The 26,278-nt window shown below is 58.5% G+C and carries 26 protein-coding genes; 12 read left to right on the top strand and 14 right to left on the bottom strand.

The features are described 5' to 3' along the window. Positions 1-22: 22 nt before the first annotated feature. The gene (locus GTP90_RS13800; protein ID WP_161084085.1) at positions 23-1,021 is read right to left on the bottom strand and encodes an aldo/keto reductase; all 999 of its coding nucleotides are present in this window, start codon (positions 1,019-1,021) and stop codon (positions 23-25) included. 106 nt (positions 1,022-1,127) lie between these two features. Here GTP90_RS13800 and GTP90_RS13795 point away from each other — a divergent pair, with 106 nt between their 5' ends. The 5 genes from GTP90_RS13795 (at position 1,128) to GTP90_RS13775 (ending at position 5,289) form a co-directional block, all read left to right on the top strand. Further along, complete coding sequence (locus tag GTP90_RS13795; RefSeq protein ID WP_161084084.1) at positions 1,128-2,066, top strand: LysR family transcriptional regulator; 939 nt, start codon at positions 1,128-1,130, stop codon at positions 2,064-2,066. A 24-nt stretch (positions 2,067-2,090) separates the two neighbouring features. Further along, complete coding sequence (locus GTP90_RS13790) at positions 2,091-2,519, top strand: nuclear transport factor 2 family protein (RefSeq protein ID WP_161084083.1); 429 nt, start codon at positions 2,091-2,093, stop codon at positions 2,517-2,519. Between the two features lie 594 nt (positions 2,520-3,113). Beyond that, positions 3,114-3,758, top strand: coding sequence for a Clp protease ClpP (locus tag GTP90_RS13785; RefSeq protein WP_161084082.1), 645 nt, complete (start codon positions 3,114-3,116; stop codon positions 3,756-3,758). A 75-nt stretch (positions 3,759-3,833) separates the two neighbouring features. After that, positions 3,834-4,271, top strand: coding sequence for a universal stress protein (locus GTP90_RS13780; RefSeq protein WP_161084081.1), 438 nt, complete (start codon positions 3,834-3,836; stop codon positions 4,269-4,271). A gap of 34 nt (positions 4,272-4,305) precedes the next feature. After that, entirely contained in the window at positions 4,306-5,289 is a 984-nt protein-coding gene (locus GTP90_RS13775; RefSeq protein ID WP_161084113.1) for a zinc-dependent alcohol dehydrogenase family protein, read from the top strand. A 110-nt stretch (positions 5,290-5,399) separates the two neighbouring features. On the opposite strand, the gene GTP90_RS13770 is transcribed toward GTP90_RS13775, so the two are convergent. From GTP90_RS13770 to GTP90_RS13760, 3 genes are all read right to left on the bottom strand, one after another. Then, positions 5,400-5,699: a hypothetical protein gene (locus GTP90_RS13770; protein WP_161084080.1), complete on the bottom strand. Its 300-nt coding sequence runs from the start codon at positions 5,697-5,699 to the stop codon at positions 5,400-5,402. Positions 5,700-5,765: 66 nt separating this feature from the next. Further along, entirely contained in the window at positions 5,766-6,296 is a 531-nt protein-coding gene (locus tag GTP90_RS13765; RefSeq protein WP_161084079.1) for a hypothetical protein, read from the bottom strand. A 246-nt stretch (positions 6,297-6,542) separates the two neighbouring features. Next, the gene (locus GTP90_RS13760) at positions 6,543-6,965 is read right to left on the bottom strand and encodes a PAAR domain-containing protein (RefSeq protein ID WP_161084078.1); all 423 of its coding nucleotides are present in this window, start codon (positions 6,963-6,965) and stop codon (positions 6,543-6,545) included. A 201-nt stretch (positions 6,966-7,166) separates the two neighbouring features. Between GTP90_RS13760 and GTP90_RS13755 the strand changes: the two genes are divergently transcribed. After that, positions 7,167-7,490 (top strand): CCDC90 family protein, encoded by a 324-nt coding sequence (locus GTP90_RS13755; protein ID WP_161084077.1) that lies wholly within the window; start codon positions 7,167-7,169, stop codon positions 7,488-7,490. A gap of 43 nt (positions 7,491-7,533) precedes the next feature. Here the strand turns inward: GTP90_RS13755 and GTP90_RS13750 are convergent, their stop codons facing one another. Next, complete coding sequence (locus GTP90_RS13750) at positions 7,534-12,237, bottom strand: DUF3320 domain-containing protein (protein WP_217431972.1); 4,704 nt, start codon at positions 12,235-12,237, stop codon at positions 7,534-7,536. 127 nt (positions 12,238-12,364) lie between these two features. Here GTP90_RS13750 and GTP90_RS13745 point away from each other — a divergent pair, with 127 nt between their 5' ends. The 3 genes from GTP90_RS13745 (at position 12,365) to GTP90_RS13735 (ending at position 14,581) form a co-directional block, all read left to right on the top strand. After that, on the top strand, positions 12,365-13,459 hold the full coding sequence (locus GTP90_RS13745; RefSeq protein ID WP_161084076.1) for a S41 family peptidase: 1,095 nt from the start codon (positions 12,365-12,367) through the stop codon (positions 13,457-13,459). Continuing rightward, the gene (locus GTP90_RS13740; protein WP_217431970.1) at positions 13,460-13,888 is read left to right on the top strand and encodes a putative glycolipid-binding domain-containing protein; all 429 of its coding nucleotides are present in this window, start codon (positions 13,460-13,462) and stop codon (positions 13,886-13,888) included. Positions 13,889-14,164: 276 nt separating this feature from the next. After that, positions 14,165-14,581 carry a PaaI family thioesterase gene (locus tag GTP90_RS13735; RefSeq protein WP_161084075.1) on the top strand — a complete coding sequence of 139 codons (417 nt, stop codon included), beginning with the start codon at positions 14,165-14,167 and terminating at the stop codon, positions 14,579-14,581. Positions 14,582-14,981: 400 nt separating this feature from the next. Here the strand turns inward: GTP90_RS13735 and GTP90_RS13730 are convergent, their stop codons facing one another. From GTP90_RS13730 to GTP90_RS13720, 3 genes are all read right to left on the bottom strand, one after another. Next, positions 14,982-15,926 (bottom strand): ADP-ribosylglycohydrolase family protein, encoded by a 945-nt coding sequence (locus tag GTP90_RS13730; protein WP_161084074.1) that lies wholly within the window; start codon positions 15,924-15,926, stop codon positions 14,982-14,984. A gap of 127 nt (positions 15,927-16,053) precedes the next feature. Continuing rightward, entirely contained in the window at positions 16,054-17,142 is a 1,089-nt protein-coding gene (locus GTP90_RS13725; RefSeq protein ID WP_161084073.1) for an alkene reductase, read from the bottom strand. 48 nt (positions 17,143-17,190) lie between these two features. Next, positions 17,191-17,727 (bottom strand): carboxymuconolactone decarboxylase family protein, encoded by a 537-nt coding sequence (locus tag GTP90_RS13720; RefSeq protein ID WP_161084072.1) that lies wholly within the window; start codon positions 17,725-17,727, stop codon positions 17,191-17,193. A 134-nt stretch (positions 17,728-17,861) separates the two neighbouring features. Here GTP90_RS13720 and GTP90_RS13715 point away from each other — a divergent pair, with 134 nt between their 5' ends. Together GTP90_RS13715 and GTP90_RS13710 are read left to right on the top strand one after the other, a co-directional pair. Further along, positions 17,862-18,776, top strand: a complete 915-nt coding sequence (locus GTP90_RS13715) for a LysR family transcriptional regulator (protein ID WP_161084071.1) — start codon at positions 17,862-17,864, stop codon at positions 18,774-18,776. 373 nt (positions 18,777-19,149) lie between these two features. After that, complete coding sequence (locus GTP90_RS13710) at positions 19,150-19,461, top strand: hypothetical protein (protein WP_217431968.1); 312 nt, start codon at positions 19,150-19,152, stop codon at positions 19,459-19,461. Between the two features lies 1 nt (position 19,462). Here the strand turns inward: GTP90_RS13710 and GTP90_RS13705 are convergent, their stop codons facing one another. The 4 genes from GTP90_RS13705 to GTP90_RS13690 all read right to left on the bottom strand — a co-directional run bounded on the left by GTP90_RS13705 (position 19,463) and on the right by GTP90_RS13690 (position 23,052). Beyond that, complete coding sequence (locus GTP90_RS13705; protein WP_161084070.1) at positions 19,463-20,077, bottom strand: peptidoglycan-binding domain-containing protein; 615 nt, start codon at positions 20,075-20,077, stop codon at positions 19,463-19,465. Beyond that, entirely contained in the window at positions 20,025-20,630 is a 606-nt protein-coding gene (locus GTP90_RS13700; RefSeq protein ID WP_161084069.1) for a PAAR domain-containing protein, read from the bottom strand. The genes GTP90_RS13705 and GTP90_RS13700 overlap by 53 nt, the downstream gene beginning before the upstream one ends. A 306-nt stretch (positions 20,631-20,936) precedes the next feature. After that, positions 20,937-22,097: an IS30 family transposase gene (locus tag GTP90_RS13695; protein ID WP_161084068.1), complete on the bottom strand. Its 1,161-nt coding sequence runs from the start codon at positions 22,095-22,097 to the stop codon at positions 20,937-20,939. Positions 22,098-22,311: 214 nt separating this feature from the next. Further along, a complete protein-coding gene (locus tag GTP90_RS13690; protein ID WP_175048085.1) occupies positions 22,312-23,052 on the bottom strand; it encodes an alpha/beta fold hydrolase in 741 nt (246 codons plus the stop codon). A gap of 169 nt (positions 23,053-23,221) precedes the next feature. Between GTP90_RS13690 and GTP90_RS13685 the strand changes: the two genes are divergently transcribed. Next, positions 23,222-24,142, top strand: a complete 921-nt coding sequence (locus GTP90_RS13685) for a LysR family transcriptional regulator (RefSeq protein WP_161084066.1) — start codon at positions 23,222-23,224, stop codon at positions 24,140-24,142. Here the strand turns inward: GTP90_RS13685 and GTP90_RS13680 are convergent. After that, the gene (locus GTP90_RS13680; RefSeq protein ID WP_161084065.1) at positions 24,127-24,495 is read right to left on the bottom strand and encodes a winged helix-turn-helix transcriptional regulator; all 369 of its coding nucleotides are present in this window, start codon (positions 24,493-24,495) and stop codon (positions 24,127-24,129) included. The genes GTP90_RS13685 and GTP90_RS13680 overlap by 16 nt on opposite strands. A 237-nt stretch (positions 24,496-24,732) precedes the next feature. Further along, positions 24,733-26,202, bottom strand: a complete 1,470-nt coding sequence (locus tag GTP90_RS13675; RefSeq protein ID WP_161084064.1) for a hypothetical protein — start codon at positions 26,200-26,202, stop codon at positions 24,733-24,735. Positions 26,203-26,278 lie beyond the last annotated feature (76 nt).

Raw genomic sequence — 26,278 nt, 5'->3', positions numbered from 1 at the left:
AGACGCCGGTCAGCCCGCAGGTTCAATTCTCCAGCAAATCAAAATCGCCCTGGGCGTAGCGCGCGCCGTGCACATTGCCCTCCTTGAAGATGGCATCGATGGCAGCCAGGTCCGCCGTGCCCAGCGTGATCTCCGCCGCGCCGCAGTTCTCCTCCAGATGGCCGAGCTGGCGCGCTCCGGGGATGGGCACAATGTCCTCACCCTGATGCAGCAGCCAGGCCAGCGCCAACTGCGCCACCGTCATGCCGTGGCCGTCAGCCAGTTGCTGCAACTGGCGGATCAAGGCGAGATTGTCGCGCATGGCCGCATCCTGGAAACGCGGCAGCGTGCGGCGGAAATCATCGTGCGCCAGCCCATCGGGCGACGTCATCTCGCCGGTCAGGAAGCCCCGGCCCAGCGGGCTGTATGGCACGAAGCCTATGCCCAGCTCACGGCACACCGGCAGCACCTGCTGTTCCGGATCGCGGCTCCACAGCGAATACTCGCTCTGCACGGCGGCGATCGGATGCACCGCATGCGCCCGCCGCACCGTCGCGGCCGACACCTCCGACAGGCCCAGGTGGCGCACCTTCCCCTCGCGCACCAGCTCCGCCATCACGCCCACCACCTCCTCCACCGGCACGGACGGATCGGGACGGTGCTGGTACAGCAGGTCGATAGTCTCGATACCGAGGCGTCGCAGCGAGCCGGTCACCGCTTCCCGGATATGCTCCGGCCGGCTGTCGACGCCCGCCATGCGCTGCAATCCCTGGCCGTGCGGCAGGATGCGGAAGCCGAACTTGGTGGCGATCCGCACCTTGTCGCGCACGCTCCTGAGCGCCTTGCCGACCAGCTCCTCATTGACGTAAGGCCCGTACACCTCGGCCGTATCGAAGAAGGTCACGCCCATTTCGACGGCCCGGTGCATGGTGCGGATGGACTCCGCATCGTCGCCGCCGCCGTAGGCGAAACTCATGCCCATGCAACCGAGGCCGATGGCCGAAACCTGCAAGCCGCCACTTCCCAATTTTCGCTGTTTCATTTTCCGCTCCTTGTAATCAATGGTTAAAATGATACGTTTGCTCTATTCTCTATACAATCACCAGGAAATCACTTGAACCAATGAACGGAATTCAGCAATAGCACCTATGCGACATGACCTCAACGAGCTGGAAATATTTGTCGCCGTCGCGCGCCACCGCAGCTTCCGCAAGGCGGCCGAGGAACGCAACGTCACCGCCTCATCGCTGAGCCACGCCATGCGCGCGCTGGAGACGCGGCTGGGCATACGCCTGCTGAACCGCACCACGCGCAGCGTCGAGCCCACCGAGGCGGGCAAGCATCTGTACGCGCGGGTGAGCCGCGTGATCGAGGACCTGGACCAGGCGCTCGATGAAATCAACGGCTTCCGCGACACCATCCAGGGCACGCTGCGGCTGAACGTGCCGCGCCCCGCCGCACGCCTGCTGCTGGCGCCGATATTGAGCGGCTTCCTGAAGATGCACCCGGGCGTCAAGATCGAAGTCGTCACCGACGATCAGCTGGTCGACATCGTGGCCGAGGGCTACGATGCCGGCGTGCGCTTTGGCGAGAGCCTGGCGCTGGACATGATCGCCATTCCCATCGGCGCGGCGCAACGCTTCGCGGTGGTCGCGGCGCCAGATTTTCTCGATGTGCATGGCCGCCCCGCCGGCCCGCCCGATCTGCGCGGCCTGCCCTGCATCGGCCGCCGCTTCCCCAGCGGCGTGATCTACGCATGGGAATTCGAACGCGATGGCCAGGGAATGGCGGTCAGCGTCGACGGCCCGCTCGTGCTGGACGACGACGCCATGATGGTGGACGCGGCATGCGACGGCGTCGGCATCGCGTTCGTCCATGAGTCCTACGCGCTGGAGCACATCCGGCAGGGCCAGCTGGTGCGCCTGTTCGAAGAGTGGTGTCCGGCCATGCCCGGTTTCTACCTGTACTACCCGAGCCGCAAGCACATGTCTGCCGCGTTGCGCGGCTTTGTCGATTGGTGCATCAAGGAACGGCAGGACGAGGAAGCCGCGGCGATGGAACTGCCACCGTCGAACCTCATATCTTAACTCACCGACTCAGAAAGGCAGCAGATGACACCCGCGCAAATTTCCGTTTTGGACGACAGCTCAAGCGATTCTGAAAGCGTACGACAAGTTAAGGCGCTCTATCGGGCGCTGAAAGCCAAAGATCAACAAGCAATCCGCGAGATATTGGTGGATGAACCTGTGTGGGATGTTTGCCCAGGCTTTCCAGAAGGCGCGGTTTATCGCGGCCTGGCCGAAATATTTGGCGGGTTCTATCAGAAGCTGCGCGCTCGCGTCCATTCCTTTGGCGCTGTGCCAGACAGCTTTGTGGATGGCGGAGATACGGTTGTAGCACTAGGCCACTATCAAATGACGAAGAGCGAGGGCGACGCCCCGGTCCTGGTACGCTTCTCTCACGTATGGCGTATCGATAGCAGGAAGCGTATTGAAGGAGTGTGGCAAGTAGCGGACTCGGCCCAGTTCTTTGCTGCCTGAACGCCTCATCGCGCTCCTTATTTTGGCGTCCCGCTCAAATCAATATGACCGGTCGCCGAATAAAGGATGCGGGCATTCCCGGGGCCAGTAAGCGCGACCGAATAGGCACTTCTATTTTGCTGAAAGCTGCCGCTTTGCCCTAGGGTTGCGTTGAACCCATCCTGGTAATCGTCCTGCGAGTTAATTTCCGCCGTCGGCAACGCCTGCGACCAATCTCTACACGGGTCACGGAGACCTTTCCCGTGCTGGTGTTCTTGACCTTGGTCGTCTTGTATTTGATTTCAAGCTTGATGGAATCTTGAATCCGATGCGGGCGTACCACTGCAAGCCGCTGACGGCAGGACGACGAAGCCGCCACAAACAATTTCTTGGTTATTTGATTTGCGTCAAGCGCCGCTGATGCTTCTGTTGAGGTGATGCACTACCTTGTAAATCAAGCAGGCCGCTACGGCAGGCAGCGCCAACTCACCAAGGAACCATCATGCCCGTGATTCAACGTTATCGCACGCAAACACGCCCGCGCGCCCTATGGCTGTCCGTGGTTTCGGTGCTGCGCTCCGCGGCGAAAAAAACGCCTATCGCAGGAGTTGCACGATGAGGCCATCAGTCTTCAAGGAACAGGAGCAGGAACCGGAGGATGCGGGGCAGGAACCGTTCCAGGGCCTGATGCGCTACGAATACCACACGCAGCTGCGGCAGATCTCCTACTACCTGTCGGGCAGCATCGTCCAGGCAAGCTACTACACCGATCTGTTCCACACCCTGCGCACCGCCAGCGAGAACGACCTGGTGTTCCTGCATCTGAATACCTCCGGCGGCGACTTCGACACCGGGCTTCAGATCATCAACAACATGCAGGCGTCTAACGCGCACGTGGTCACCGTGCTGGAAGCGCGCGCCTACTCGATGGGCGCGTTCATCTTCCTGGCCGGCGACGAACTGGTGGTGCACGACAATTGCCAGCTGCTGTTCCACATCTACTCCGGCGTCTTCACCGGCAAGGGCAACGAACAGCAAGCCGAATCGCTGGCGCTCAGCAGCTGGTTCGAGAAATTCATGTCGCGCACCTGCCAGCCCTTCCTGGCCGCCAGCGAAATCAAGAACATCCTGAAAGGCTCCGACCTGTGGATGGACTCGGATGAAATCCGGCGCCGCATGGCGCGCCTGCAGCGCGAACAAGACAAGCAGGCCGCACCGCGCAAGCCCAAGGTTGCCATTGCCGGCGGCACCAAGCGTTAGTCGTACGTCTGATTTATTTGAACTGCAGTACAGTGTAACCAGCCACCCACTCGCTCACGCAACGGAAAGAAGATCATGTTCAAACACATCTTATTGCCGACCGACGGCTCGGCCATTTCCTCCGCCATCATCCAGAAGACCATCGCCTTCGCCAAGGAGAGCAACGCCACGGTCACCGCCGTGCACGTGATCGCGCCCTTCCACGTCCTGACGGCGCATGCCGACATGCTGGAAGCCACCCGCGACGAATATCTCCGCGACAGCCAGCAGCACGCGCAGCGCTACCTCGACGATATCGAAAAGGCCGCAGGTGAAATGGGTGTGCAATGCAAGACGGTCATCTGCACCGACGACCAGCCCTACGAGCAGATCATCGAAACCGCACGCCTGCACGGCTGCGACCTTATCTGCATGGCCTCGCATGGGCGGCGCGGCGTCAAAGGGATGTTGCTGGGCAGCGAAACGCAGAAAGTGCTGACTCACAGCCAGATCCCGGTGCTGGTGTTCCGCTGACATCATGAGCGGCTCGCTTGGTCCTGATGGCCAAATGCTGGCCATGCTGCTGGATCGGCCGGGCCAGGCGCTGCGCGCCGCGCACATAGCGATACCCACGCCCTCGTCCCAACAGTTGCTGCTGCGGGTGAGCGCGTGTGGTGTATGCCGTACCGACCTGCACATCATCGACGGCGAACTGGCGCCGCACCAATCGCCGCTGATACCAGGCCATGAAGTGGTCGGATATGTGGTGCGCTGCGGCGCCGAAGTGCAAGGCTATGCACCCGGCGACCGCGTGGGCGTTGCATGGCTGGGCGACAGCTGCGGCCATTGTCCCTACTGCGCCAGACAAAATGAAAACCTGTGCGAACAAGCCCTCTTCACAGGTTACGACCTGAACGGCGGCTATGCCGGATACATGGTGGCCGACGCGCGCTACGTCTTCCGCCTGCCCGCCGCTTATGACGACGTCCACGCCGCGCCGCTGCTGTGCGCCGGCCTGATCGGCTACCGCGCGTACGCGATGGCAGGCCAGGCCCAGCGCATCGGCCTGTACGGGTTTGGCGCGGCGGCCCACATCCTGTGCCAGATCGCCCGCCATCAGGGACGCGAGGTGTATGCGTTCACGCGGCCAGGCGACACGCGCTCACAGGAATTCGCCCGCCGCCTGGGCGCGATCTGGGCCGGCGACAGCGAGCAAGCCGCGCCGGTTCCGCTGGACGCCGCCATCCTGTTCGCGCCAAACGGGGCCTTGGTGCCGCGCGCGCTGGCGGCGGTCCGCGCCGGCGGCAGCGTGATTTGTGCCGGCATCCACATGAGCGAAGTGCCGGCGTTTCCTTACGCGCTGCTGTGGGGAGAGCGGACGCTGCGGTCCGTAGCCAACCTCACGCGCGCCGATGGGGTGGCCTTTTTCCAGCTCGCAGCGGAATGCCCGCTGCAAACCCACACGACGGTGTTCCCGCTGGGGCAGGCCAACGAGGCGCTGGCCGCACTGCGCGGCGGCGATCTGGATGGCGCTGCTGTATTGGTGCCCTGATTCCAGAGCGCGCAAAGATCTATCCCGTGCGCATGCGACGGCGTCTGCATCTGGTGTATCGGGAACCTGCAGGAAGAGGAAGCCGCCGCGATGGAGACCCCGTAGCCGGATTAATCCGGCGGCAGCTCGCGGATCTCCACGCCGCCACCGGCTTCATAGTGCGGATTGCCGACCAGGAAGCGCGCAGCATCATCGAGATCAGCGGCGCGCACGCGCAGGTAGCCGGTGACACACAGGCTTGCGGAATCCGCCGGTGCGCCTTTGCGATACACCGCGCCCTGACCGATGGAACTGCCGCCGTCGAACTGGCCGCTCTGACGCAGGCCGGTGATATAGGATTCCCAAAGCGCGCTGTTTGCGGCGTCGGGGTTCGCGGTATCGTCAAGCATGAGGATGATGTAGTCGTTCATGGTCGCTCTCAGGATGGGCTTGAATCCCTATTCTATCAGCGTACCAAAGGGAATTTCTCCAGCCCGCTATCTTGGAGCCTCAATCGAATCGATACGACCGCTCGCGGAATAGAGGATCCGGGCATTCCTGGGCCCAGTAAGCGCGATCAAATAGGCGCTTCTGTTTTGCTGAAAGCTCCCGCTCTGACCTAGTGCACCAAAAGGAAAACTGACGCACATAAATTTTCCGCTTGCATCCTTTACCGTTCCCCACTCCGCGATGTACGGGTTCAGCTCAGTCGGACGCGCTTCAAAGCCGGCGAGCGCTCGGGCCGACTCCAGCGGATAAATTTTGTGATCAAAAAGGATGCCCTTCGCCACGCCCTTCTCCGCGTAGCCAACCTCCTTCCCTTGCGCGACGAAATAATAGGTAGCGTTGAACCCATCCTGGTAGTCGTCTTGCGAATTAATTTCCTTCGTCGGCAGAGCCTTCCAAGTCACGGACGAAGAAACGGCTCTCGCAGACAGACAGCTGAGAATCGCCGCGCTGGAAGGCTCGGCAGCCCGTGCCTCCGACACAACCAGGCAGATCACGAAGAACAAAAGGCGGCGCATCATTTGTATTCCCATCCATGCGTAACTTCCAGAAATTGTGGATTAAATTTCCAGAAGATCGTTCCACCATAAGCTGCTGTTGAATCATATTGATGATCATAGCGGCCAATCTCCACACGGATCGTGGAGACCTTGCCCGTGCTGGTGTTCTTGATCTTGGTCGTCTTGTATTTGATTTCAAGCTTGATGGAATCCTGGATCCCATAAATGTCATGCGACGGATCGGTAAACTTGACTCCTCGTCTGACCTTAAAGTGATGCTGGTAGTTCGATTTGATCTAAGAGAGAAAAAAATTGCTCGACAATCTCTTCTTCTGACGTGCGGTCATTTTGACTGTCAGATGAAATTTCTGCTGCGGACGATACACCAGCTGATGCTGGCGAGCCCTCGATTACTCGGCTTCGCAGGGTCTGGTTTGGAACAAGTTTCGGGGGCATGGAACAAGCGCACATGCACAAGTCATCCCCCAGTGCGACTTGCCTTCCGTTCCAGGTTTCAGGAATGCGTGATCCGACGCACAATATCTTTCCCTGAGACTTGCAAGCAGGGCAGAAAATAAGATCGTTCTCCAGAGCGATCTGTACTCCGTTGATGCTGCCATTAGCGCTGGCTGTGATAACTTTGCCGCCGGCAGTGGTCGATGCCCCCAACGTAATCGTATAGCGCCGCATTCATAACTCCCTTATCCTTGTTAAATCGAGGGAAGAAAAGAACAATGCCGAGAGCCAATTATTGAACGTGGGCATTTCCACACATTGAGAAAATACAAAGGGACATGCGAAGGGACAAACGAATGACAAAAGGACGGCCCCAAAAGCTACTTCGGTTCTGACACTACATGCAATAATGAAGAATGCACGGGAGCCCTAACCATGACCTCCGCAATCTTTGACAGCCACAAGTACGCCAAGCGCCTGATCGATGCGGGGGTGCCACCGCAGGCCGCTGACGTTCAGGCCGAGGCGATGCTCGAGGTGATGACACAAGTGGCGGCTAGCTCTGCCACGGTCAATATGCAGGACAGCAAAATCGATCGGCTGGGCACTAAGATCGATCGATTGGACAGCAAAATCGACCGCTCGGTAGCTGAGCTGAAGGCAATCATCGAGCAAGCCAAAGCGGAGCTGACGCGCTGGATAATCGGATTTGGCGTCACCATCCTCGGCGTCATCTCAGCCTTAAGACTTCTCAACTGACCCGGCCCGATACGACCGCTCCTCAAGAGATTTGCTTATATCATCAACTCCGCTGTTCCAGGCCCGCCGCAAGCCGCTCCTGCAAGTCCGGCCCTACCCGACGGAAACCAAGCAGCCTGGCCGCCGTCCGTATCAGATCGCTCTCGGCACCGCCCGCGTTGTCATTGCGCGCCATCGTCAGGGCCGCGGTCACCTCCAGCATGGAGATGCTAAGAGGCTTGATCGTCGCACCGCTCTCAGCCGATCGATCCCTAACCGGCGGCGCCTCCGACTGCTGGCGAGTAAACCAGAACGTTCCGTCGGAGAGCAAGTCTTGCCCATGAGATTGGGCATGGCTGAGCGCCTCGCGCGTTTTGGTCACAATGCGCGCCCCCGCTTTTTCCTTTCCAAAGCAGGCCGCCAGGCGCCGCGCGGTCTCTTCTATGTGTATCGGTCCTTCGACATCGACAATGCGCTTCACCAGATCCGCCAGCACGGCAACGGCCACCTCATGCGGCTCCTGTCCACCAGTCACCGGGAAATGGGCCCGCCGATAGGCAGGCATCTGTCGCGGCTCCACTCGCGAGACATCAAATGACGGTGGGGCTTCCATAGCCAGATCCATGGCCGGCACAGGCCGCGCGCGATTGGCTCCTTCAATCTTTACGCCAGCCTCCGAAGCGGTTCGCGCATCGTCGAGGGCGACGCGCAAGCGCTCGATCTCGATGCTGCGGCTATAGAACCAATCGGTGCTCCATATCCGATGAAAACGCCAACCCAGATGTTCCAGCACATCCTGCCGGAGACGATCCCGCTCACGAGCCCATTGCGCGCTATGATAAGTCTGGCCGTCACACTCCACCGCCGCGATATAGGTTCCCGGACGGTCCGGATGGCGAACGCCGATATCGATACGGAAGCCGGCCGAGCCAACCCTCGAATCGACCAGGTAGCCCAGACTCCGGATCACGTCGGCAACGTCCTCCTCAAACGGCGTGTCGGCTTGCAGCCCGGTTGGTTCCGCGTCGTTCACCAGACCACCGTTCGCAAAATCCAGGAAGCGCTTCAAGATGCGAGTGCCTTGGCGGGTCGTTCGGCTTGGGTCGATATCGGCTGGATCGAACGAAGCGAAAACCTCGCAGCGCACGCGCGCCCTGGTGAACAGGACGTTAAGCCGCCGTTCGCCGCCTTCCAGGTTGACCGGCCCGAACGTCATGCTGGTCAGCCGCCCGCCGGCCACGGTAGGGCCGTAGCAAACGCTCACCAGAATCACGTCCCGCTCATCCCCCTGTACGTTCTCAATGTTCTTGACGAAAACGTCTTCCGACTGCCCTTCCCGCAAAAACGCATCCAGCGCGGGATCGCTACGGCGCGCGAATTCCAGCAGCTCTGTAATCAAGGTCTTCTGCGCCGAGGAAAACGTGACGATGCCAAGCGACAGGCCTGGATGCAGGCGCGCATGCTCGGCCACCCGCTCCACAATGGCGGCGCCCTCCTTGCGGTTATCCCGCTTGCCGCCCTTGTCGTAGACACCGTCGACGCGCGTGAAGCACAGGCCGTATGCCGGGTCCTCCTGCAACGGCGATGGCGGCAAAATGAGGCCATCCTCATAGAACTCATGATTCGACACCGATATCAACGACGGATCGCGCGAGCGGTAATGCCACCGCAACATGCGTGAGCTGAGTCCCCGTGCCTCGCACAGGCTGAGTATGCTCTCCATCATGCCGAGCTTCGCGGCATTGCCCAGCAGGCCATCGTCTTCCTCTTCCGGCTCTTCGTCGGACTCATCCGCCAGCAGCCGGTCAAAGAAGGACGAAGGCGGCAATTGTTTCTGATCGCCGACAACCACGATCTGGGTCGCGCGCGCGATGGCGCCGAGCGCATCCTCCGGGCGGACTTGCGACGCCTCGTCGATCACAAGCAAATCAAACTCCAATGCTCCCGGTGGAATGAACTGCGCAACCGAAATAGGACTCATGAGCAGAACCGGCTTAATCCTCTGCACTGCCGTACCCGCGTTCTGGAATAGTTTTCGAAGCGCGATATGCCCGCGCTTCTTGCCGATCTCCCCTCGCACCACCTTCATCTCGCCCAGCGCGCCTTGCGGGACCTGGGCCAGATGCCCGGCCAGTATGCTGGTGACGTTTTCGGAGAGCCGTTGCCGCTCAAGCGCCCCGAACAACGCGACCAGGTCGTGCTTATCCTCAAGCGCCATGTCGCGCAAGATGGGAACCGACTCACGCGCGACATGCCAAAGCCGTTCGGCTCGCGCATAGCGAAGCTCGATGGCCGCCATGCCGCTATCGAGCTCACCGGACTGCATCCGTCTTGCCAAATCAGGCACGCCAGCTTCCTCGATACGGTTGTGAAGGCGCGTCAAATTGCTCCACCCCGCATAGCGGTCTGTCGACCTGGCCATCTCATCGCATCGCTTGGCGAACGCATTCAAGTCGGCACGATCAGGCCCGCCTTCGCCAAACGTGCGTGGTTCCAGATCCAGCAGGCCAACGACCTCGCCCAGTTTTCGGCGCGCAGCGGCTTCACGCTCATGCAAGGCCTTCCGCATTGCCGCGACGGAGCCGGCGTCAGCGGCCATTGACAGCAGCGCATCGGGAACGCAACGCAGCGCTGCACCATCAAGACGTTCGCACCAGGCGGCTATTGCCGATAGCCGGTGAAAATCGGTGAGCTCGCCACGCCATTCGCCCTGCAAGACATGAGCGCAATATTCCGAGTCGCGCTCCCATCGCAATTTGCACGCTTCGATACTTCCCAGGCGATCCAGGAGTTCGAGCCGGTCTTTGGCCGACTTGGGCAATGCCCCGCGCAACAGGCCGGCGAGCTCGCGCGACGCACGGCGGTAGGCGCCGCCCCATCTCGCAAAGAACGAATGCACCCCGGCCGCCAGCGCACCGCGCAGCGTGATAGTCGATACGGAAAACGCCGATTCGACAAAAGTGGCCTCAGCCGCATCCCGTTCGGAGCGCCAGGTGGCCCCGTCAGTCACGGTCTGTTTTATTCGCGCGATGTCCCCGGCGGACAAGAGCGCCTTCGCGATCTCGACCGCTCCCGCAGGCATCCCCTCCAGGCGGGCAAGCACATCATCAAGCGGTGCGACCGACGAGAACGCAATCGGAACGTCGATCCGCAACTGAGCGATGGCTTCGTTAACCGCGAGAGCCAATGCCGACAAGGCATCGCGCGCTTCCGATAGCAAAGTCTCCAACCGCTTCAGGTCGACCGGCTGGAGCTCAAGATTCCGCGTTCCCTCAAACGGATGCTTCTCGCTGGAGGTCTCTTTCCTTAGCGAGTCGCCGTACTGCCTTATCGTGTCCAGCAGGCGCCGCTCGCTGTCCTCCGTCATCGTGGACAGGCCGGCACTCTCGATGTCTGGCGCCGGCACGCCCAGTCCTATGTAGCGAGTCTGCACACCCAGCACCGAGAATGGCGTGGCGCCAGTATTTCCGATGGGCCGGTGAAGCGCCTCGGTGAATTGATTGAGCCTATCGCGCACCGCGGTCAGGTCCGCCGGCGCGCCAGGGGTCGAAGGCACCGCGGCCGCAGCGCCGAGGGTACGCGCCAGCTCCGCCAACACGGCGTTCTTGTTGACGTTTCTGGAATGAAGCTCAAGGCAAACGTCCCGCAGTCCCACCCGAACCAGACGGTCATGAACCACGGAGAGCGCCGCCATTTTCTCCGCCAGGAAGAGCACGCGCTTCCCATCCTTGACGGCCGCTGCGATGATGTTGGTGATCGTTTGGGATTTCCCCGTTCCGGGAGGCCCCTGAACGACAAGGTTGCGTCCCGACCTGACTTCCTCAATCACACGGGCCTGTGACGCATCGGCATCGACCACGTGCAGAAGTTTTTCGGGCGGCAGCATGTCGTCGAGCTTGTCATTGGCGTCGAAGATCGAAGGAGCAGGCTCGAAGCCTTCGAACAACAGGCCTCGTGTCAGGCCATGATTCGCTATCGCCCCTTCCGGCCATGCCTCAAGCGCGAGATCGCGATACATCAGCAGCTTAGAGAACGAAAAGAAGCCGAGCTGCATTGCGTCGGATTCGATTCGCCAGTCCCTCTGGCCATGGATGACCTCCCGGACCTGTTCGAAATAGCTGGAGGGTATCCATTCTTCGTCAGCATGAATCTCGGGTAATTGGATGCCGAAATCATCCTTCAACCGTTGCTGAAGCGGCAAATTGGTCACCAGCTCGTCATCCCGGATCCGCACATCATAGGTCGATGTGCGCAGGTTACGAGTAAGCTCAACCGGCAGAAGAACCAGCGGTGCTTCGCGAGCGACAGTCGACTTGTCCTCGAACCAGGTCAGGAAACCCAGCGCCAGGTAAAGGATGTTAACCCCGGATTCCTCTTCCGCCGTTTGCGCCTCACGCGCGATCTTCAACAGCCGTTTTTGCAGCGCGTCCGGTCCCATCCGCGTCTCGAGGTAGGCGTCGGTGTAGCGGCCGTGATCGAAGGCCAGCTCGCCTGCGTCCGCAAGGCGAACAGAGGTCCCGTCATCGTCCCGGTCGCGTCCGATGGCAAGGAAGCGCATGGCCTTGTGGGTGGAGAGGATGGCGTACACATCGTCGGAACGCTCGTTGACGAGATTGATGACATTGCCCCGCACGTTGGCCCGGTTAACATGAATGAGCCGGTTGCGCGTGCCAGTCTCGACAAGGCGCTTGCGCGTCTCGTTAAACAAACGGACCAGGCCTGTTTGGGGCGACTGTTCTGTCAGCATCTCGTTGTTCTCATCACTCACGGCTCACTCCTTCACATGGCAGGTGCCAGTTTAATTGAAATGGTTTGCAGATTTGTAAATATTGACTTAGTATCGAAATGCATAAGCCCTTATGAATTATTCGTTTTTCACGGAGACAAACTCGATAATGCGTAAACTTCTTCCCGCAGCAGTCATGGCCATCTGCGCCATCACCTTCACCAGCGCAGGCGCACAAGAGCAACGGCCTGCCCCAGCCGCGCAGCAGTCCCAGCCGCTGAGCGCCGCGGACAAGGCCGCCGCCGTCGAACTCTTGGCCCAACGGCTCTCCGCCAACTACGTTTACGCTGACATCGGCAACAAGATGGCCGCCGCCGTCCGCGACCATTTGCGCAAGGGCGACTACAAGAAGGTTGCGACGCACGCGGAATTCGCAGAATTGCTGACGGCCCATATCCAGGCCGCCAACCCGGACAAGCACCTGCGCATCCGCTACGCCCCGGACACAAAGCCCGATACGCCTCGTTCCACGCCCACGCAAGTCGCGCCCTCCGAGGTTAAGAAGCGCATCGAGTCCGGGACCTACCTGAATTTCGGATTTGAAAAGGTGGAACGCCTGCCGGGCAATATCATGTACCTCAAGTTGGACGGATTCTTTAACGCGGATTTCGCCAAGACAGCCGCCACGGCGGCCATGAATCTGGCAGCCAATGGCCACGCGATGATCATCGACCTGCGCCAAAACGGCGGCGGCGACCCGCGCATGGTGGCATTCGTGGCCAGCTACCTGCTCGGCGATAAGAAGGTCCATCTGTCGGACATCTACTTCCGGGCTGATAACGAAACCGATTCCTTCTGGAGCGACCCATCCGTTCCTGGACAGCGCTTTGGCGCGGACAAGCCCGTCTATGTGCTAACCAGCGGGAAGACCTTCTCAGCAGCCGAAGATTTCACGTACAACCTCCAGGCCCTCAAGCGCATCACCGTGGTTGGTGAAACCAGCGGCGGTGGCGCGCATCCGATCCGTCCGTTCCCTATCAATTCGAACATGGTCGCCATCATCCCGGTCGGGCGTTCGATCAACCTGATCACCAAAGGCAACTGGGAAGGCACCGGAGTCAAACCGGATGTTGCCGTCGCGGCCGACAAGGCCCTTGCAAAAGCGAACTCGCTAGCCCTGCGTCAGCTCATGCCGCAAGTTAAAGATGCCGGCGAACGCGCGGACCTTGAGAAGAAACTCGCCGAGCTGGAAGCGACTTTGTAAATGCCTGCCATCGTTCACTGGTGCGACTGGAACGGCGAAGGACTGGAACGGTGTCATTTTTCCGAAACCGCTGACGGGTTCACCCTCGAAGGAGTGCTCATCGGCACCCGCGAAGGACATTACGGTGCTCATTATCTGGTCCGTACCGACGCACACTTTCACACCCGCCACGTTCGCGTCGCGTATGTCGGCGGCCCTTGTCTGGAGGTGGCAGCCGACGGGCAAGGGCGATGGTGGGACCGGCTCAGCGGTGAGCAGCTTGCCTTTCTTGACGGTTGCCTGGACGTCGACATTGGCGTTACGCCGGCGACCAACACCCTGCCGATCCGGCGGCTAAAACTGGCGGCGCAGGCGAGCGCGGAGATCGAGGTCGCCTACATTCCTTTGCCAAGCGAAGTCACAGCGCAGTTCGCGCCCCATCGCGAATGACAACGCTATACTTGCCTGGTCGCCAATTCGCGCACAGGTACGACGGAATTCCCGGCGGGTTTTCCGCCGAACTGGATGTGGACCGGCACGGGCTGGTGCTCGACTATCCGCCCATGTTCCGCGGGGTGCAGGGAGATCTTCGATGAGTACTTTTTCCTCGACCTACGAGCGCTTGAAACTTGGTCCGGGCTGAATAGTGAAGTCGTTACCAGCCGGGCATGGCATCATCGATGAAGCGTCAGGGGATTTTCTAAATTTGGTTCAAGAACTAATCACATGAAAACAAATCAAATGATGGCCTCTACCGACGAGCTGAACGCGGTACTCGCCGCATCGGCATTCCTCGAACCATATAAACTGTTTGTATCGAATTGCGAGTTAGGACAATGCACTGTGACCGTGCCATTTAGTCGCAGCCTGGAACGGCCCGGCGGAATTGTCAGCGGGATGACGATCATGGGAGCTGCCGACGTGGCGATGTGGTTAGCCATCATGACCGAGCGCGGCACAAGCGAGCAATGGGTAACGACCGATATCAAGACAACCTTCCTACGCAGCGCGAAAGAACAGGACATCATGTGTACGGCGCGCCTACTCAAGCTAGGCAAGCGAACCGCGTATGGTACAGCGGAGTGCCTGAACGAAAACGGCGACCTGTTGGCGCACCACGTCATCACCTACGTGCGCTGTTGATTTAGCCGGGTCACGTGGCAAAATTAGCGAAGCAGTGTGGCGACAAAAGCGCCCCCCAATAGCACAAATGGGGAAGCTATGACGAGTAACACAGCCAGTCGAGCTGTTGATGAATACCGGCTGTTTGCCACAGCGCGCTTTGATATTTCGGATGACCAAAAGAACCCGGGAAGACCACACACCAGCGCAAAAAGATAGGCTAAGCCGTAGCCGATAGCGGCAGCGAAAGTTACGCCGAATGCGTCATCCCCGTAACTCCAGTATTCACCAAAACAAATGCGAGCGCTGTAAGGAATGGCAGTAGGCTTACTGACATAAGGACGTCTGAAAATAATTTTTGAGTACGCACGTTTCCTCCTAACTTTGGTGTCGAGTGGCCGCCGCTGGCCGAATGGCGGCTTTAAGCTACGGTTGCCTGGCCAATAGCCAGACGACTAAGCGTATTTTCAACGATTGCTCGACCGTTCAAGGCCTCCTTCCAGCGGACTGGAATTCCTTGCTCACCATAGAGGATGCCGGCCAAGCCGCCAGCGATGCAGGCTGTCGTGTCTGTGTCATTTCCAAGAGCAATGGCGTTACGGAGACAGGCCTCATAGTCCGAAGTAGCGAGAACGCATCGGATTGCAGACCATAGACTGTCGACCACATATCCCGACCCCTTGGACGGTTCCAAGCGGCCATCTAATACGATGCCTAACTCAAGCCGCTCGGTCGGATGAACTGCTTCCTCAAGTGTACCCTGCGCGTAATCCAGTGCCTCGATAGGCGTTCCCCCCTCCACCATCTGCCAAGCCATGAGCGCGTAGAGTGCACAGGCCAGTTGCGACCGCAGATGCGCATGAGTCGGCATGCTTTGCTTTCTGGCGCGAGCGATAATATCCGTTGAGGTCGGCGTCAAAAAAAACGCGCATGGAAGCGCACGCATCAATGAGCCGTTTCCATTGTTCCGTTCATCGGAAGGGCTGCATGTGAGGGGATCGCCGCTTCGGGCATAGTTGCCAAGTGCTTGCATCGTCTGGATGCCGATGTCGAAAACGTGCCCGTCAGGTGTCATGAATCCCGTGCGATACCAGGCCAGCAATCCGTCGGAGAACTGTTTGAGATCGAGCGACGAACACGTTACCAAAGAATCCAACAACACCAACGCTTGCGCGCCGTCGTCGCTCCAGGTTCCCACAGGAACAGCGCGATGTGCTCGCGCAAATCCACTGGGTGGGGACATTTCGATGAGGTGTCGCTCAGGAATATCTTCCGGAGATGAAAACTCATAAGGTACGCCGAGTGCATCTCCGATGAGCAAGCCGTACAGGCCACCGCGAATTCGTTCCCATCTGTCTTGCGGCATAAAGTTCCTTCAGCTATCCGAGCATTATCCGAGCCAGCATAACACTCTTGCCTCTACGAGAAGCTCACGGTTTGTCACACCATGCCGATCTTCTGCGCCCGTCACGCTTCGGGGAACAGCCTTCCGCTTAAACGTCTGCGCCCCACGTTGGATAGTCGATATAGCCGCGTTCGGTGCCGCCGTAGAAGCTCGATGGATCAGCTTCATTCAGCGGTCCGCCGTGTCGCAGGCGCTTTGGCAAATCCGGATTGGCGAGGAACAGGCGTCCGTAGGCCACGGCGTCGGCGCGGTCGCTGGAGACGGCCAGCTCGCCCCGCGCGGCGTCGTATCCGCCATTGACGATGTAGATACCGTTCCACATCGCGCGCATATGGCCGAACAGCTCGGGCAAGCCCTCGCTCGCGGGCACCTGCCCAGGCGAGGCTTCCACCACATGCAAGTAGCCGACACGCAGCGCATTGAGAACATCAACAACATGGGAAAACGTCTCCGTCGGGTTGGCGTCGGCCATATCGTTGAACGTGCCGCCGGGGGAAATGCGCACGCCGACGCGGCTCGGCTCCCAGACGCCAAGCACGGCCTCGACAACTTCGCGGAGAAACCGCACCCGGTTCGAAGCGGCACCGCCGTAGTCGTCCGTGCGCACGTTCGACTTCGACTGAAGAAACTGATCGATCAAGTAGCCGTTGGCGGCGTGGATCTCGACCCCGTCGAAGCCCGCCTCCTTGGCGTTGACCGCCGCCTGACGGTACTCCTCGACGGTCTGGCGAATATCCGCCAGCGTCATCGCCCTCGGTTCGGACACGTCCACAAAACCCGTCGCAACCACCGTCTGGCTCTTGGCCGTGATCGCCGAGGGGGCCAATGGCGACGCGTTGTCCGGAAGCAGGCTGGTATGGGAGATGCGGCCAACATGCCAGAGCTGAAGAAAGATGCGTCCACCCGCATCATGAACCGCCTGCGTAACTTGGCGCCATCCCGCAATGTGCTCGGCCGTATAAATGCCCGGCGTATTGACATAGCCCGTCCCCATCGCGGAGATTTGCGTCGCTTCCGACACGATCAAACCGGCCGATGCGCGCTGGCTGTAGTACGTCGCCGTCCACATTCCCGGCACGCCATCCGGCTGGGCCCGATTACGCGTCAGTGGCGCCATGAAGACGCGGTTCTTCAGTTGCAGATCGCCCAATGCTAGTGGCTCATAAAGGGAATTCATCAGTGGTGCCTCTCGAGGTGAAGTGAAATGTGGAGTTCGCGTGTTCAATCAATCCAGCCGTGGGGCAGCGGGAAAGTCGACCGGGATCTGCGTGGTCGAATGCAGGTAGTTGGTCACGGTCTTGTCGCCGATGGCGACGATGGTGTCCACCAGGTTTTCCTTGGTCCAGCCGGCGGCGAAGAACGCCTCGACCAGGCCGTGATCGACATGGCCGCGGCTTTGCGCGATACCTTTGGTCAAGCGGGCGAGCGCGTCGAGCTTGGCGTCGAAGCTGGCGTGGCCATGGCGGATCTCGATGATTTGCGCATCGGTGAAGCCGTTCATTTTGCCGACCATGGTGTGCGCGGCCAGGCAATATTCGCATTCGTTCACCTGGCTGACGACAAGGTTGACGACCTCGCGCGCCTTGCCGGTGATGCTGCTCTTGGCGCCTTGAAACGCCATGTAGGTGGCGAGGGCATTCTCCGAGTGGGCCAAGGTGGCGAACAGGTTGGGCACCATGCCGAAGCCTTTTTTGAGGTTGTCAAAGATCGCCTGGTTGGCTGGGCTGACTTCTTCGCGGGTGGGAACGTTGATGGTGGTCATGGAAATCTCCTGGTAATGGTTGAGAAACGATGGGTTTGCTTGATCGATGGCTCTACTTTGACTGATTCTCTTTGGTTGATATAGCCCGGTTTTCGCACTATCATTTAGTAACAAATGGAATATATAGGGCGAGTATGGACAAGCTGTCGGCAATGCGAACGTTTGTGAGAGTAGTCGAGTCCGGCAGCTTTTCCGCCGTGGCCGACGAATTCCACGCCACCCAAAGCGCCATCAGCAAGCAGGTGGCCGCCTTGGAAAAGGAGCTGGGGGCGAAGCTGCTCGTCCGGACAACGCGCTCGCTTGCCCTGACCGAAGAAGGCGGCCGCTATTTCGTGCAGGCGCGCAGGTTGGTCGCCGAAATTGCCGAGGCCGAGTCCAGCCTCGTCAACGGCGCGGGGCAGCTGCGCGGCTGGATTCGAGTGGCCGCCTCGGTAGCTTTTGGCCATCGGAAGCTGATGCCCCTGCTGAAGTCCTTCATGGCGGCACACCCCGACGTCAAAATCGACCTGCGGCTGCATGATGGATTCATCGACCTGGTCGAACAGGGGATCGATGTGTCGGTGCGGATCGGCGAGCTGCCGGACAGCGGGCTGATCGCCAAGCGCGTCGGCACATCGGATCGCATGCTGCTCGCCCATCGCGACTACCTGCGGGCCCTTCCCAAGGGCGTTCGCCCTCCCGTCAGTCCGGAAGACCTGCTGGAGCACGAATGCATCGTCTACACGGAGATGGCCAACAGCAATTTATGGGTGTTTACTGCGGGCGCGGGCGCGTCCGAGGCGATAGGAACCGTCAAGAGTATTCGGGTCGAGGGACATATTCAGACCAACAGCAGCGAGGTGCTACGCTCGGCCGTGGCGACGGCCATGGGAATCGGCTACCTGCCCACCTGGCTGCTCGACAGCGAGTTGGCGAACGGTGAAGTTGTGCGACTCATGCCCGATTGGGAGACGCCGCGCACCCCGATTCATCTTGTGAGCCCGCCCGAACGCAAGCATTCGGCCAAGGTGCGGGCGTTGGTGGCGCACCTGTCGGCAGCGCTGACGTGACGACTTTCCGAACTTCTCAGGACAACAAAAAACCCGCTTGTCCGACGGAGGAAGCGGGTTTTCGACTTCTTGATATCTTTTTTACTGCTGTGTTCTGGTGCGCTTGCCGGAATCGAATTTCGCATACCGCCTTTAGGTACAGTACGTATTACATATTGGCATAAAAAAAGTACCGACAAAAGTACCGACAAAATGCAAACTGGAAACAGTAAGATTCCACAATCCCCCCGTGGAACTTGCATCCACAAAAAATCTTTTACCTTTGCGGCCGCTGGGATTCACTGAGAGGGTTCCTAACATCCCGATTGTGAATTGAGACGTATAATTCTCTTACACCTTCCTCGCGCAGGATGCTGAAACGTTAAAGGATGATATGAAAATTTCCGGATTTATTTTTGCGACCTGGCTGTGTGTATCTGGCGTAGCTTACGCTGGAAGCACCAGCCCGCGAGATGTTCAGGCGTTCATCAAAAATGCCGACTTGTGTGTGCACCTGGCCGGGGAATGGGACAGCGATCTTCCAGAGCAGGAGCAAAAAGACCTCAAATTATCGATGGACAAATACTGTGGGGCCGCAAAAAAACAGCTGAATAAACTTTCGATCAAGTATAAGAAAAATGCGGCTGTCCAAAAAACACTATCGCAGTACGACGACTCTGTGAAGCTGTACGGAACGAACCAGTGATTCAATGACCAGTCGTTGACCAGTGTGGCTTGTCACTTGCCCCACCAACAAATTTCTTCACGTTATAGCTTGCTCCAACCACCTTGAGTTGCGCATTCATGCCGGTGCGTGGTGTCGTGTCGATTTGCACCATCGTTCCGTTGGCATCCTTGATGGTGATGGTACCGCTCCAAGTGATACGCATGTCGATCGCCTGCCGTTCATTATGTAACGAGTGCAGCGCTGGCGGCACACCTAAACTATCGATGTTATAGGCGACCGCCATTTCTCTGGCTGCGTTCCTGGACGCCGCCAAGGTAGGATGTACCCATTCTATGTTTACCCCATCCATGGCAGGCGCCAATGCAGGGTCTGCGCCGTTCTTGATCCGCCACGCCCAGTGCATCAAATAAGAGCGCTCGGGCGGTCGGTACGTCGAGGCAGGATGCACTTCGATTCCGGCCGCCTCCATTGCCTCTATGAATGAATCCACAGCAATCCGGAATTCCGGCGTGAGCGCGCTCGTGGCGTGGCTGCCTGGAAAGCGAGGCACCCATTGCGGTCCGCTCAGTTCTTTCGCTACGCTAACAACCGCAGGGGTCTGATTCGATTGTGGCGTGAGCTGCGCTGTTGTCATAGTAAGGAACCTCTATTTTGGCGGTCTGTGGCGAGTCGGAAAATACTTTTTGTGTGTGGCCGTTTTTGTCGGTGACGCCTTTAAATTCGCGGCCATCATCAAGCGTAATTTTGTAAGGCGTGTTGCTCAAGTTATTTCCTGTTGCGTCGTGTTTCACATGGAAAAACAGGTCGTAGTTAGCCGATGCCGATGCCAATATTGCAGCCTCAGCATCTTTTGCTTTGACGCTTGTTACGGATTTTGCGGCAGCGGCAGCTGAGCCGGTGGCGCCGGTGCTGGCACCACCACCGCCCCACTCCACGGTATCGGTAAATTGAGTAGCGATGAGCGTTGCACCACAAGACGTCTTCATGCCGGCGACCGCGACACCTTGGCCGAAAAATGTTGTGGTCATAACCCCTTCTACGATGGGAAAGTTGCCTCGACATTTAGGGCAATGAACCAAATGCCCCTTGTAAGCGATGGGCTGTCCCATACAAATCTCGGAAGGGGAGCCTTCGAGTACCGTGCCTCCATGACTGGTGCGATCGCCCTTTCGAATGATTTCCGGCATAAAGATCTCTCAGTGATATTTTTTGCATCATAGCATGCTTGTCTTTTTTGCACTTTTGCGCACGCGGATATCCACCGTGAACTCGGTGAACGGCAAGCGAACGCACGATTGAGCCAGCGCAAACTCACGGCGGCGGATCGCACTACGGAGGCGGTAGCGATTGCCCGACTAAAGCCTGTTGACGCACTCTGATCGCATCGCCCTGCCGACATTCATCCACGCCGTTTTGCGACGCTGGAACGCATACTTCACGCTAATGTCCGACTATACGCAGAGCACGTCGCGAGGCCGCTTGCGCCTGCGGATTCAACTGGTCGACGCAACACATTGATAGAACCGTTGAGCCGGCGTTTCGTAGTCTAATGTCTTTCTTGGTCGTTCATTCAGGCGATTGGCAACGGCGTCGAGCTGGCCCTGAGAGTAGTTGGATAAATCCAGTCCTTTTGGAAAATACTGCCTCAGCAAGCCATTGGTATTCTCATTTGAACCGCGCTGCCAGGGATTCCTCGGGTCGCAGAAGAACACCTGTATATCGGTCGCCAGCTTGAAACGTTTGTGATCGGCTAGTTCGGAGCCTCGGTCCCATGTGAGCGACTTGTAAAGCGCTTGCGGCAACTTCATCGCATGCTGGATCAAGGCATTGACGACCGTTTCGGTATCCTTGCGCGCCACCTTCACCAACATCACATAGCGCGTCTGTCGCTCTACCAGCGTGATGATCTGGCTGTTATGGCTACCGCACAGAAGATCGCCTTCCCAATGACCAGGCACCGCTCGATCTTCCGCCGCAGCTGGCCGATCGCTAATCGAAATGGCATCCACGATTCGGCCGTGATCCTCGGTCTTTTGAGTGTGGTGGCGGGAACGGCGCATCACACGAGTGCGCCGCAAATGCTCAACCAACTCCTTCTTCAAGGCACCACGAGCTTGGATGTACAAGCTGCGATAGATTGTCTCGTGTGACACTTGCTGCTCCTTGGCGCCTGGGTAGGTGTGCTTGAGCCACCCAGCAATCTGTTCAGGCGCCCATTCCAATTGCAGCTTGTCCGCCACGATACTGGCCAGTGCCGGGTTCTCTACCAGTTTACAGCGCTTAGGGCGTCGTGCCCGATCCCATGCACGCTTATCGGCATAATTGACTCGATAACATGTCTGGTCGCCATTACGTTTGATTTCTCGGCTAATCGTAGATGGGGCTCGGCCGAGAGAAATTGCGATCGCACGAAGCGATACCCCGGCGACCAGAGAGCGCGAGATTTCTTCTCGCTCAGATAGGGTAAGCGCCAACCTTGAGCGACAGCGCTGCGCTGGAGTAATCCCGCCAGTCCGAATAAGGATTCCCTGGATCGCCCCGTGACTTCGGCCGAACAGTTCAGCAATATGCTGCAGAGACTCGCCTTTGCGCCAGCGTTCCCACATCAATGCCTTTTGCTCTTCCGTATAATAGATTCGTGGCTTGCGTTTCATGGCAACACTCCTCCTGCCTAAGCAGTTTAGCGTGTTGCGTCGACCAGTTGAATCCGCACCCCTTTTCAGCCATTCACCCCCCTGGTAGTTGATAAAATGAAGTAAGCCTCGCATCATTTCTGCCGGCCTGCCGGCAGAATATCCATTCAACTGGTAGAGTTAAGGCGCTCCAATTGGCGGTCGAAGCGCGTTACTGAAAGAGCCTCAGATTCCGTTACTTCATCGTGGCTGCAGCCGCAGCGATGATCACCGCAGCCACGTCATCAGGTCGCGACAAGTGCGGGGCATGGCTGGTCGGCAAAGTCACGGTGGTCGCTTGAATCTTCTTGGCCAGGGCACGCTGGAGTTCAGGCTGGAGCAGGTGGTCTTGCTCACTGACGATGTACCAGGAGGGCTTGCTCTTCCAAGCAGCAACGGACACCTTGTCTGCAAAATTCTGTCCCTGGGTCAGATGCTGAGTGGCGGCGATCACCTTGGTCTGCGCCGCCGGGACGTCCTGGGCCAGGTACTTGGTCACGCCCTCTTCTGTGAGAGTAAGGAAACCCTCTTTGTCCGCGGTCAGGTGGTTGAGGCCAGGTGGCGTTGGGTAGTCCTTGTTCAGGTCGGAAATCGACTGGTTCTCGGCGGGGGCGTAGGCCGCAACATAGACCAGTGCCTTCACATTATCCCGTTGCCCTGCTTCGGTAATAACGACTCCCCCATAGGACCAACCAACCAGGACCACCGGGCCGGTTTCCCTATTGAGAACACGACGCGTGGCGGCCACATCGTCAGCCAGCGAAGTCAGGGGGTTCTGGGCGGTCACCACTTTCAACCCCTTGGCCTGGAGGAGCGGAATGACCTTGCTCCAGGTGGAGCCATCCGAGAACGCGCCGTGGACCAGTACAACCGTGGGTTTTTCGGCATTGGCAGCGTCGGTTGGCGCCGCGCCGCCGGCTACTGCAGCGCCGCCCATTGCGGCAGCAAGAATTGCTTTTTTCGCGATATGTTTCACTTTGTTTCCTTCCAAGTTTGTGCCGACCAGAGAGCCAGCGTGTGGTGAAGTGCTATGTCTGCACTATACTTAGGAAACAATCTGGGATAAATTGCCGAATTGAACCAACATAGAAAACAAACAGGCTCCAATGGACAGATTGACTTGCATGCAGATTTTCGTAAAGGCTGTGGAGCGCGGTTCGCTTACCGCCGCCGCCGAGGAGCTCAACATATCCTCCCAATTGGCCGGCAAACAAATGCGAGCCCTGGAACAAAGTCTCGGGATCAAACTGTTGAATCGCACCACACGTCGGCAAAGCCTCACTGATAGTGGCCGGGTGTTTTATGAGAGAGCTAAGAACATCCTGGCCGAAATGGAGGCGGCTGAAGCGCTAATCGCAGAAACGCGGGCGGTACCTCGAGGCCAACTACGGATTAGTGCACCAATTACCTTCGGCAGCCGCGCGCTGGCGCCGGCGATAGCGGAGTTCCTGAGCCAAAATCCAGAGGTATCGGTCGAACTGAGCCTGACGAACCGAACGGTCGATTTGGTAGACGAAGGTTACGATCTGGTGTTCCGAACTGGCGTGCTCCCGGATAGTGGGCTAATGGCCAGAAGGCTCGCTCCACATAGGCTGATGCTTTGCGCCACACCTGCATATCTCGCAGCTCGGGGCGAACCACGCAGCCCAGAAGAACTGCGGCAACATGAATGCCTGGTATTTGCTCATACCTCAATGCGCACCGAGTGGACCTTCAACGGCCCTGATGGGCGCGTGTCCGTGCCGATATCTGGAAGATTCTCGACCGATAGTGGAGAAGCGTTACGAGCAGCGGCAATCGCCAACCAGGGAATTATCCTTCAGCCGCTGGAGCTGTTAAGGGACGAGATCACCGCCGGACGCTTGGTTACCTTACTGCCGAACTACGAACCGATTGCTCGGCCTCTGCATGCTGTATATGCCCCTGATCGGCGCATGACGCCAAAGCTGCGCAGCTTCCTGGACTTCGCTATTCAGAAGTTTGGAGTGGACTTGCACGACAGCCGCAGCACTCAGGTTGCTTCCTGACCCTCAACCTGCGCTGCCTTTCTATATGCGCGAACTGTCGCTTCATGCGTAGCGCCCCATTCCCGCATTGCCGTTATCAGCGGCACCAACGTCAAGCCCAGCGAGGTCAATGAATACTCAACCTTCGGCGGGACTTCCGGATACACCTTCCGATGGATGATCCGATCTGTTACCAGTTCGCGTAGCTGTAACGTAAGCATTCTTTGAGTCACATCCGGTATGAGGCGGCGAAGCTCGTTGAAGCGCCGAGTGCCAGACATCAGGTGAAACAAAATCAGCGATTTCCATTTGCCACCCACGACATCCACTGTGAAGCTACCTGCTCGACCAATAGCAATGCCGCGAGTCCCCATGCTTGCCTATTCATTGAGTCCTTTGTTCATTGTCGGCTATTGGCCGATTGCGGACACATGTTCTAGTGTCGGTCGGCGTCGCCAGGCGGACGGACGGAATATGCTGTTGGCGCGCCGAAGGTTGGGCAAGTCCCGTCACGTCTTCGCCACTCTAAATTCTCTCGGGCCGTTGTGACCTCACCCCACCAATGTGCGCACGTGGAATTCGCCGATTTCTGCCGCATTTAGATCGTCGAGCTAGGTGGGCATAATTGTTTCGCGCACGGTGATTCCCAAGAGAAGGGCCGTATCTCTATGACGATTCGGGAGCCGCGCCTGTAGGGCCAAGAATACTTTGATGGTGGGGGCAGTACTGAGTAGGTCTGCTTTTGCCTGTGCACGCAAGACCGCCTCGTATTTCACGACCTGGTACAACCCGCGTTGGTAGTCGAGATCGTTACCTTCCGACACTATGGACTTCACTTCCACACCGATCCAAACGTCCGGCGACTTAAAGAAGACGTCGATTGAGTCACCTGATCGCAATGGGTACTCGGTAAAGCGTTCGAACTTGGCGTCGGCACCAAAGAGTTCCGGATGGGCCATCACATAGGCCTTCAACGCCTTGTGCTCGTCCGACTCACCGCCTCCCCAGCCACTTGTTGCTTTAGACGCTTCCTCGCCTTCCGGAAGAACGATTGGGTCCATCCCCATCGCCACTAGCACGTCATTCCAGCGTGTCCCGAAACGTAGAATCCTTGCGTACTCGTTCTCGACCTTCGCGAACTTTTCATCTTCGGTCATTGTCGAATATTCAGGCCAGCGCACGCGCACACCGACATCGGGTAACCCAGCGTGCTCGCCAGTCTTAAGGACAACAATTGTGGTCAGGTAAGGGACGTCGATACCTGGCATGGCCGCTTCAATCATTTGCATCGCAGTACCTAGCACACCCCCCATCCCACGTGCAGCCGGCATGTCGTGCTTGTTCAGCCGGTGCACCATGCCCGCGAGGTCTTCATACGTGAGAACTCGCATGACGTCGTCCCGCTGACGGAACACGTGCGCCACTAAGATCGGTATGACCAGCTCCGCGTACTCGTCATTAGACTTGTTCGCGGGCCGAATGATCTCCTTGTCGAACACTGACACAACCTCTACATGTTCGTCGTCGAAGATGACTGGGAATGGACCGGCCGGCGCAACAATCTCAAAGATGACAGGCAGCTCGGTCGCGCGATCATCTTTGGCGGCTGCCTTATCGACGAACCGCGCCTCCAGCTCAAGGCGTTTCATCAGGTCCGCATCCCAGAGAGGTGACACGCGCCTGAGTTCGAGCTGGCGATCAACGTAGAAATACTTAATCTTTTTTCGCCGCATCCCCCGCTGCACTGGCTCCGCTTCGTAGCCAAGCACCCGAGCTCGCGGCCCCGACTTGAAGGCGTCCAAAATATTGTCGTTCGCCTTTCGGCCGCGCTCTATGGCCCCGCCCTGCCAACTGGCGAACTGTCCGCCAAGTTGCACGAATCGGCGTTCCTCCCCGTTTGCGGGATCCATCAGAGACAAGATGTCGTCACTCCAGACCGTGTTGATGAGCAGACGATCCGGCGTGAATGCATTCCAGGGCGTGTCGAGAATAGCATGGCGGTTACTGCGGTGCCATGTATCGATCCCGCAGGTCTTCTCCCAGAAAACATGGGGACTCCGAATGATGCGTTCAGTGGGCATTCTTGTTCACTTTAGTAGACCGCTGTAGTGTCGCCGAGAGGAGCATGGTTGCTGCCTATGCTAGGTCCGCACCTGG

The sequence above is a fragment of the Duganella vulcania genome (assembly GCF_009857655.1).
GTDB lineage: Bacteria > Pseudomonadota > Gammaproteobacteria > Burkholderiales > Burkholderiaceae_D > Rugamonas > Rugamonas vulcania.
This window is presented reverse-complemented; position numbering and strand designations above follow the sequence as displayed.

Excerpts from the sequence above, each read along its gene's own strand:
- GTP90_RS13800 (WP_161084085.1), bottom strand. The coding sequence starts at position 1,021 with ATGAAACAGCGAAAATTGGGAAGTGGCGGCTTGCAGGTTTCGGCCATC.
- GTP90_RS13795 (WP_161084084.1), top strand. The coding sequence starts at position 1,128 with ATGCGACATGACCTCAACGAGCTGGAAATATTTGTCGCCGTCGCGCGC.
- GTP90_RS13790 (WP_161084083.1), top strand. The coding sequence starts at position 2,091 with ATGACACCCGCGCAAATTTCCGTTTTGGACGACAGCTCAAGCGATTCT.
- GTP90_RS13785 (WP_161084082.1), top strand. The coding sequence starts at position 3,114 with ATGAGGCCATCAGTCTTCAAGGAACAGGAGCAGGAACCGGAGGATGCG.
- GTP90_RS13780 (WP_161084081.1), top strand. The coding sequence starts at position 3,834 with ATGTTCAAACACATCTTATTGCCGACCGACGGCTCGGCCATTTCCTCC.
- GTP90_RS13775 (WP_161084113.1), top strand. The coding sequence starts at position 4,306 with ATGCTGGCCATGCTGCTGGATCGGCCGGGCCAGGCGCTGCGCGCCGCG.
- GTP90_RS13770 (WP_161084080.1), bottom strand. The coding sequence starts at position 5,699 with ATGAACGACTACATCATCCTCATGCTTGACGATACCGCGAACCCCGAC.
- GTP90_RS13765 (WP_161084079.1), bottom strand. The coding sequence starts at position 6,296 with ATGATGCGCCGCCTTTTGTTCTTCGTGATCTGCCTGGTTGTGTCGGAG.
- GTP90_RS13760 (WP_161084078.1), bottom strand. The coding sequence starts at position 6,965 with ATGCGGCGCTATACGATTACGTTGGGGGCATCGACCACTGCCGGCGGC.
- GTP90_RS13755 (WP_161084077.1), top strand. The coding sequence starts at position 7,167 with ATGACCTCCGCAATCTTTGACAGCCACAAGTACGCCAAGCGCCTGATC.
- GTP90_RS13745 (WP_161084076.1), top strand. The coding sequence starts at position 12,365 with ATGCGTAAACTTCTTCCCGCAGCAGTCATGGCCATCTGCGCCATCACC.
- GTP90_RS13740 (WP_217431970.1), top strand. The coding sequence starts at position 13,460 with ATGCCTGCCATCGTTCACTGGTGCGACTGGAACGGCGAAGGACTGGAA.
- GTP90_RS13735 (WP_161084075.1), top strand. The coding sequence starts at position 14,165 with ATGAAAACAAATCAAATGATGGCCTCTACCGACGAGCTGAACGCGGTA.
- GTP90_RS13730 (WP_161084074.1), bottom strand. The coding sequence starts at position 15,926 with ATGCCGCAAGACAGATGGGAACGAATTCGCGGTGGCCTGTACGGCTTG.
- GTP90_RS13725 (WP_161084073.1), bottom strand. The coding sequence starts at position 17,142 with ATGAATTCCCTTTATGAGCCACTAGCATTGGGCGATCTGCAACTGAAG.
- GTP90_RS13720 (WP_161084072.1), bottom strand. The coding sequence starts at position 17,727 with ATGACCACCATCAACGTTCCCACCCGCGAAGAAGTCAGCCCAGCCAAC.
- GTP90_RS13715 (WP_161084071.1), top strand. The coding sequence starts at position 17,862 with ATGGACAAGCTGTCGGCAATGCGAACGTTTGTGAGAGTAGTCGAGTCC.
- GTP90_RS13710 (WP_217431968.1), top strand. The coding sequence starts at position 19,150 with ATGAAAATTTCCGGATTTATTTTTGCGACCTGGCTGTGTGTATCTGGC.
- GTP90_RS13705 (WP_161084070.1), bottom strand. The coding sequence starts at position 20,077 with ATGACAACAGCGCAGCTCACGCCACAATCGAATCAGACCCCTGCGGTT.
- GTP90_RS13700 (WP_161084069.1), bottom strand. The coding sequence starts at position 20,630 with ATGCCGGAAATCATTCGAAAGGGCGATCGCACCAGTCATGGAGGCACG.
- GTP90_RS13695 (WP_161084068.1), bottom strand. The coding sequence starts at position 22,097 with ATGAAACGCAAGCCACGAATCTATTATACGGAAGAGCAAAAGGCATTG.
- GTP90_RS13690 (WP_175048085.1), bottom strand. The coding sequence starts at position 23,052 with ATGGGCGGCGCTGCAGTAGCCGGCGGCGCGGCGCCAACCGACGCTGCC.
- GTP90_RS13685 (WP_161084066.1), top strand. The coding sequence starts at position 23,222 with ATGGACAGATTGACTTGCATGCAGATTTTCGTAAAGGCTGTGGAGCGC.
- GTP90_RS13680 (WP_161084065.1), bottom strand. The coding sequence starts at position 24,495 with ATGGGGACTCGCGGCATTGCTATTGGTCGAGCAGGTAGCTTCACAGTG.
- GTP90_RS13675 (WP_161084064.1), bottom strand. The coding sequence starts at position 26,202 with ATGCCCACTGAACGCATCATTCGGAGTCCCCATGTTTTCTGGGAGAAG.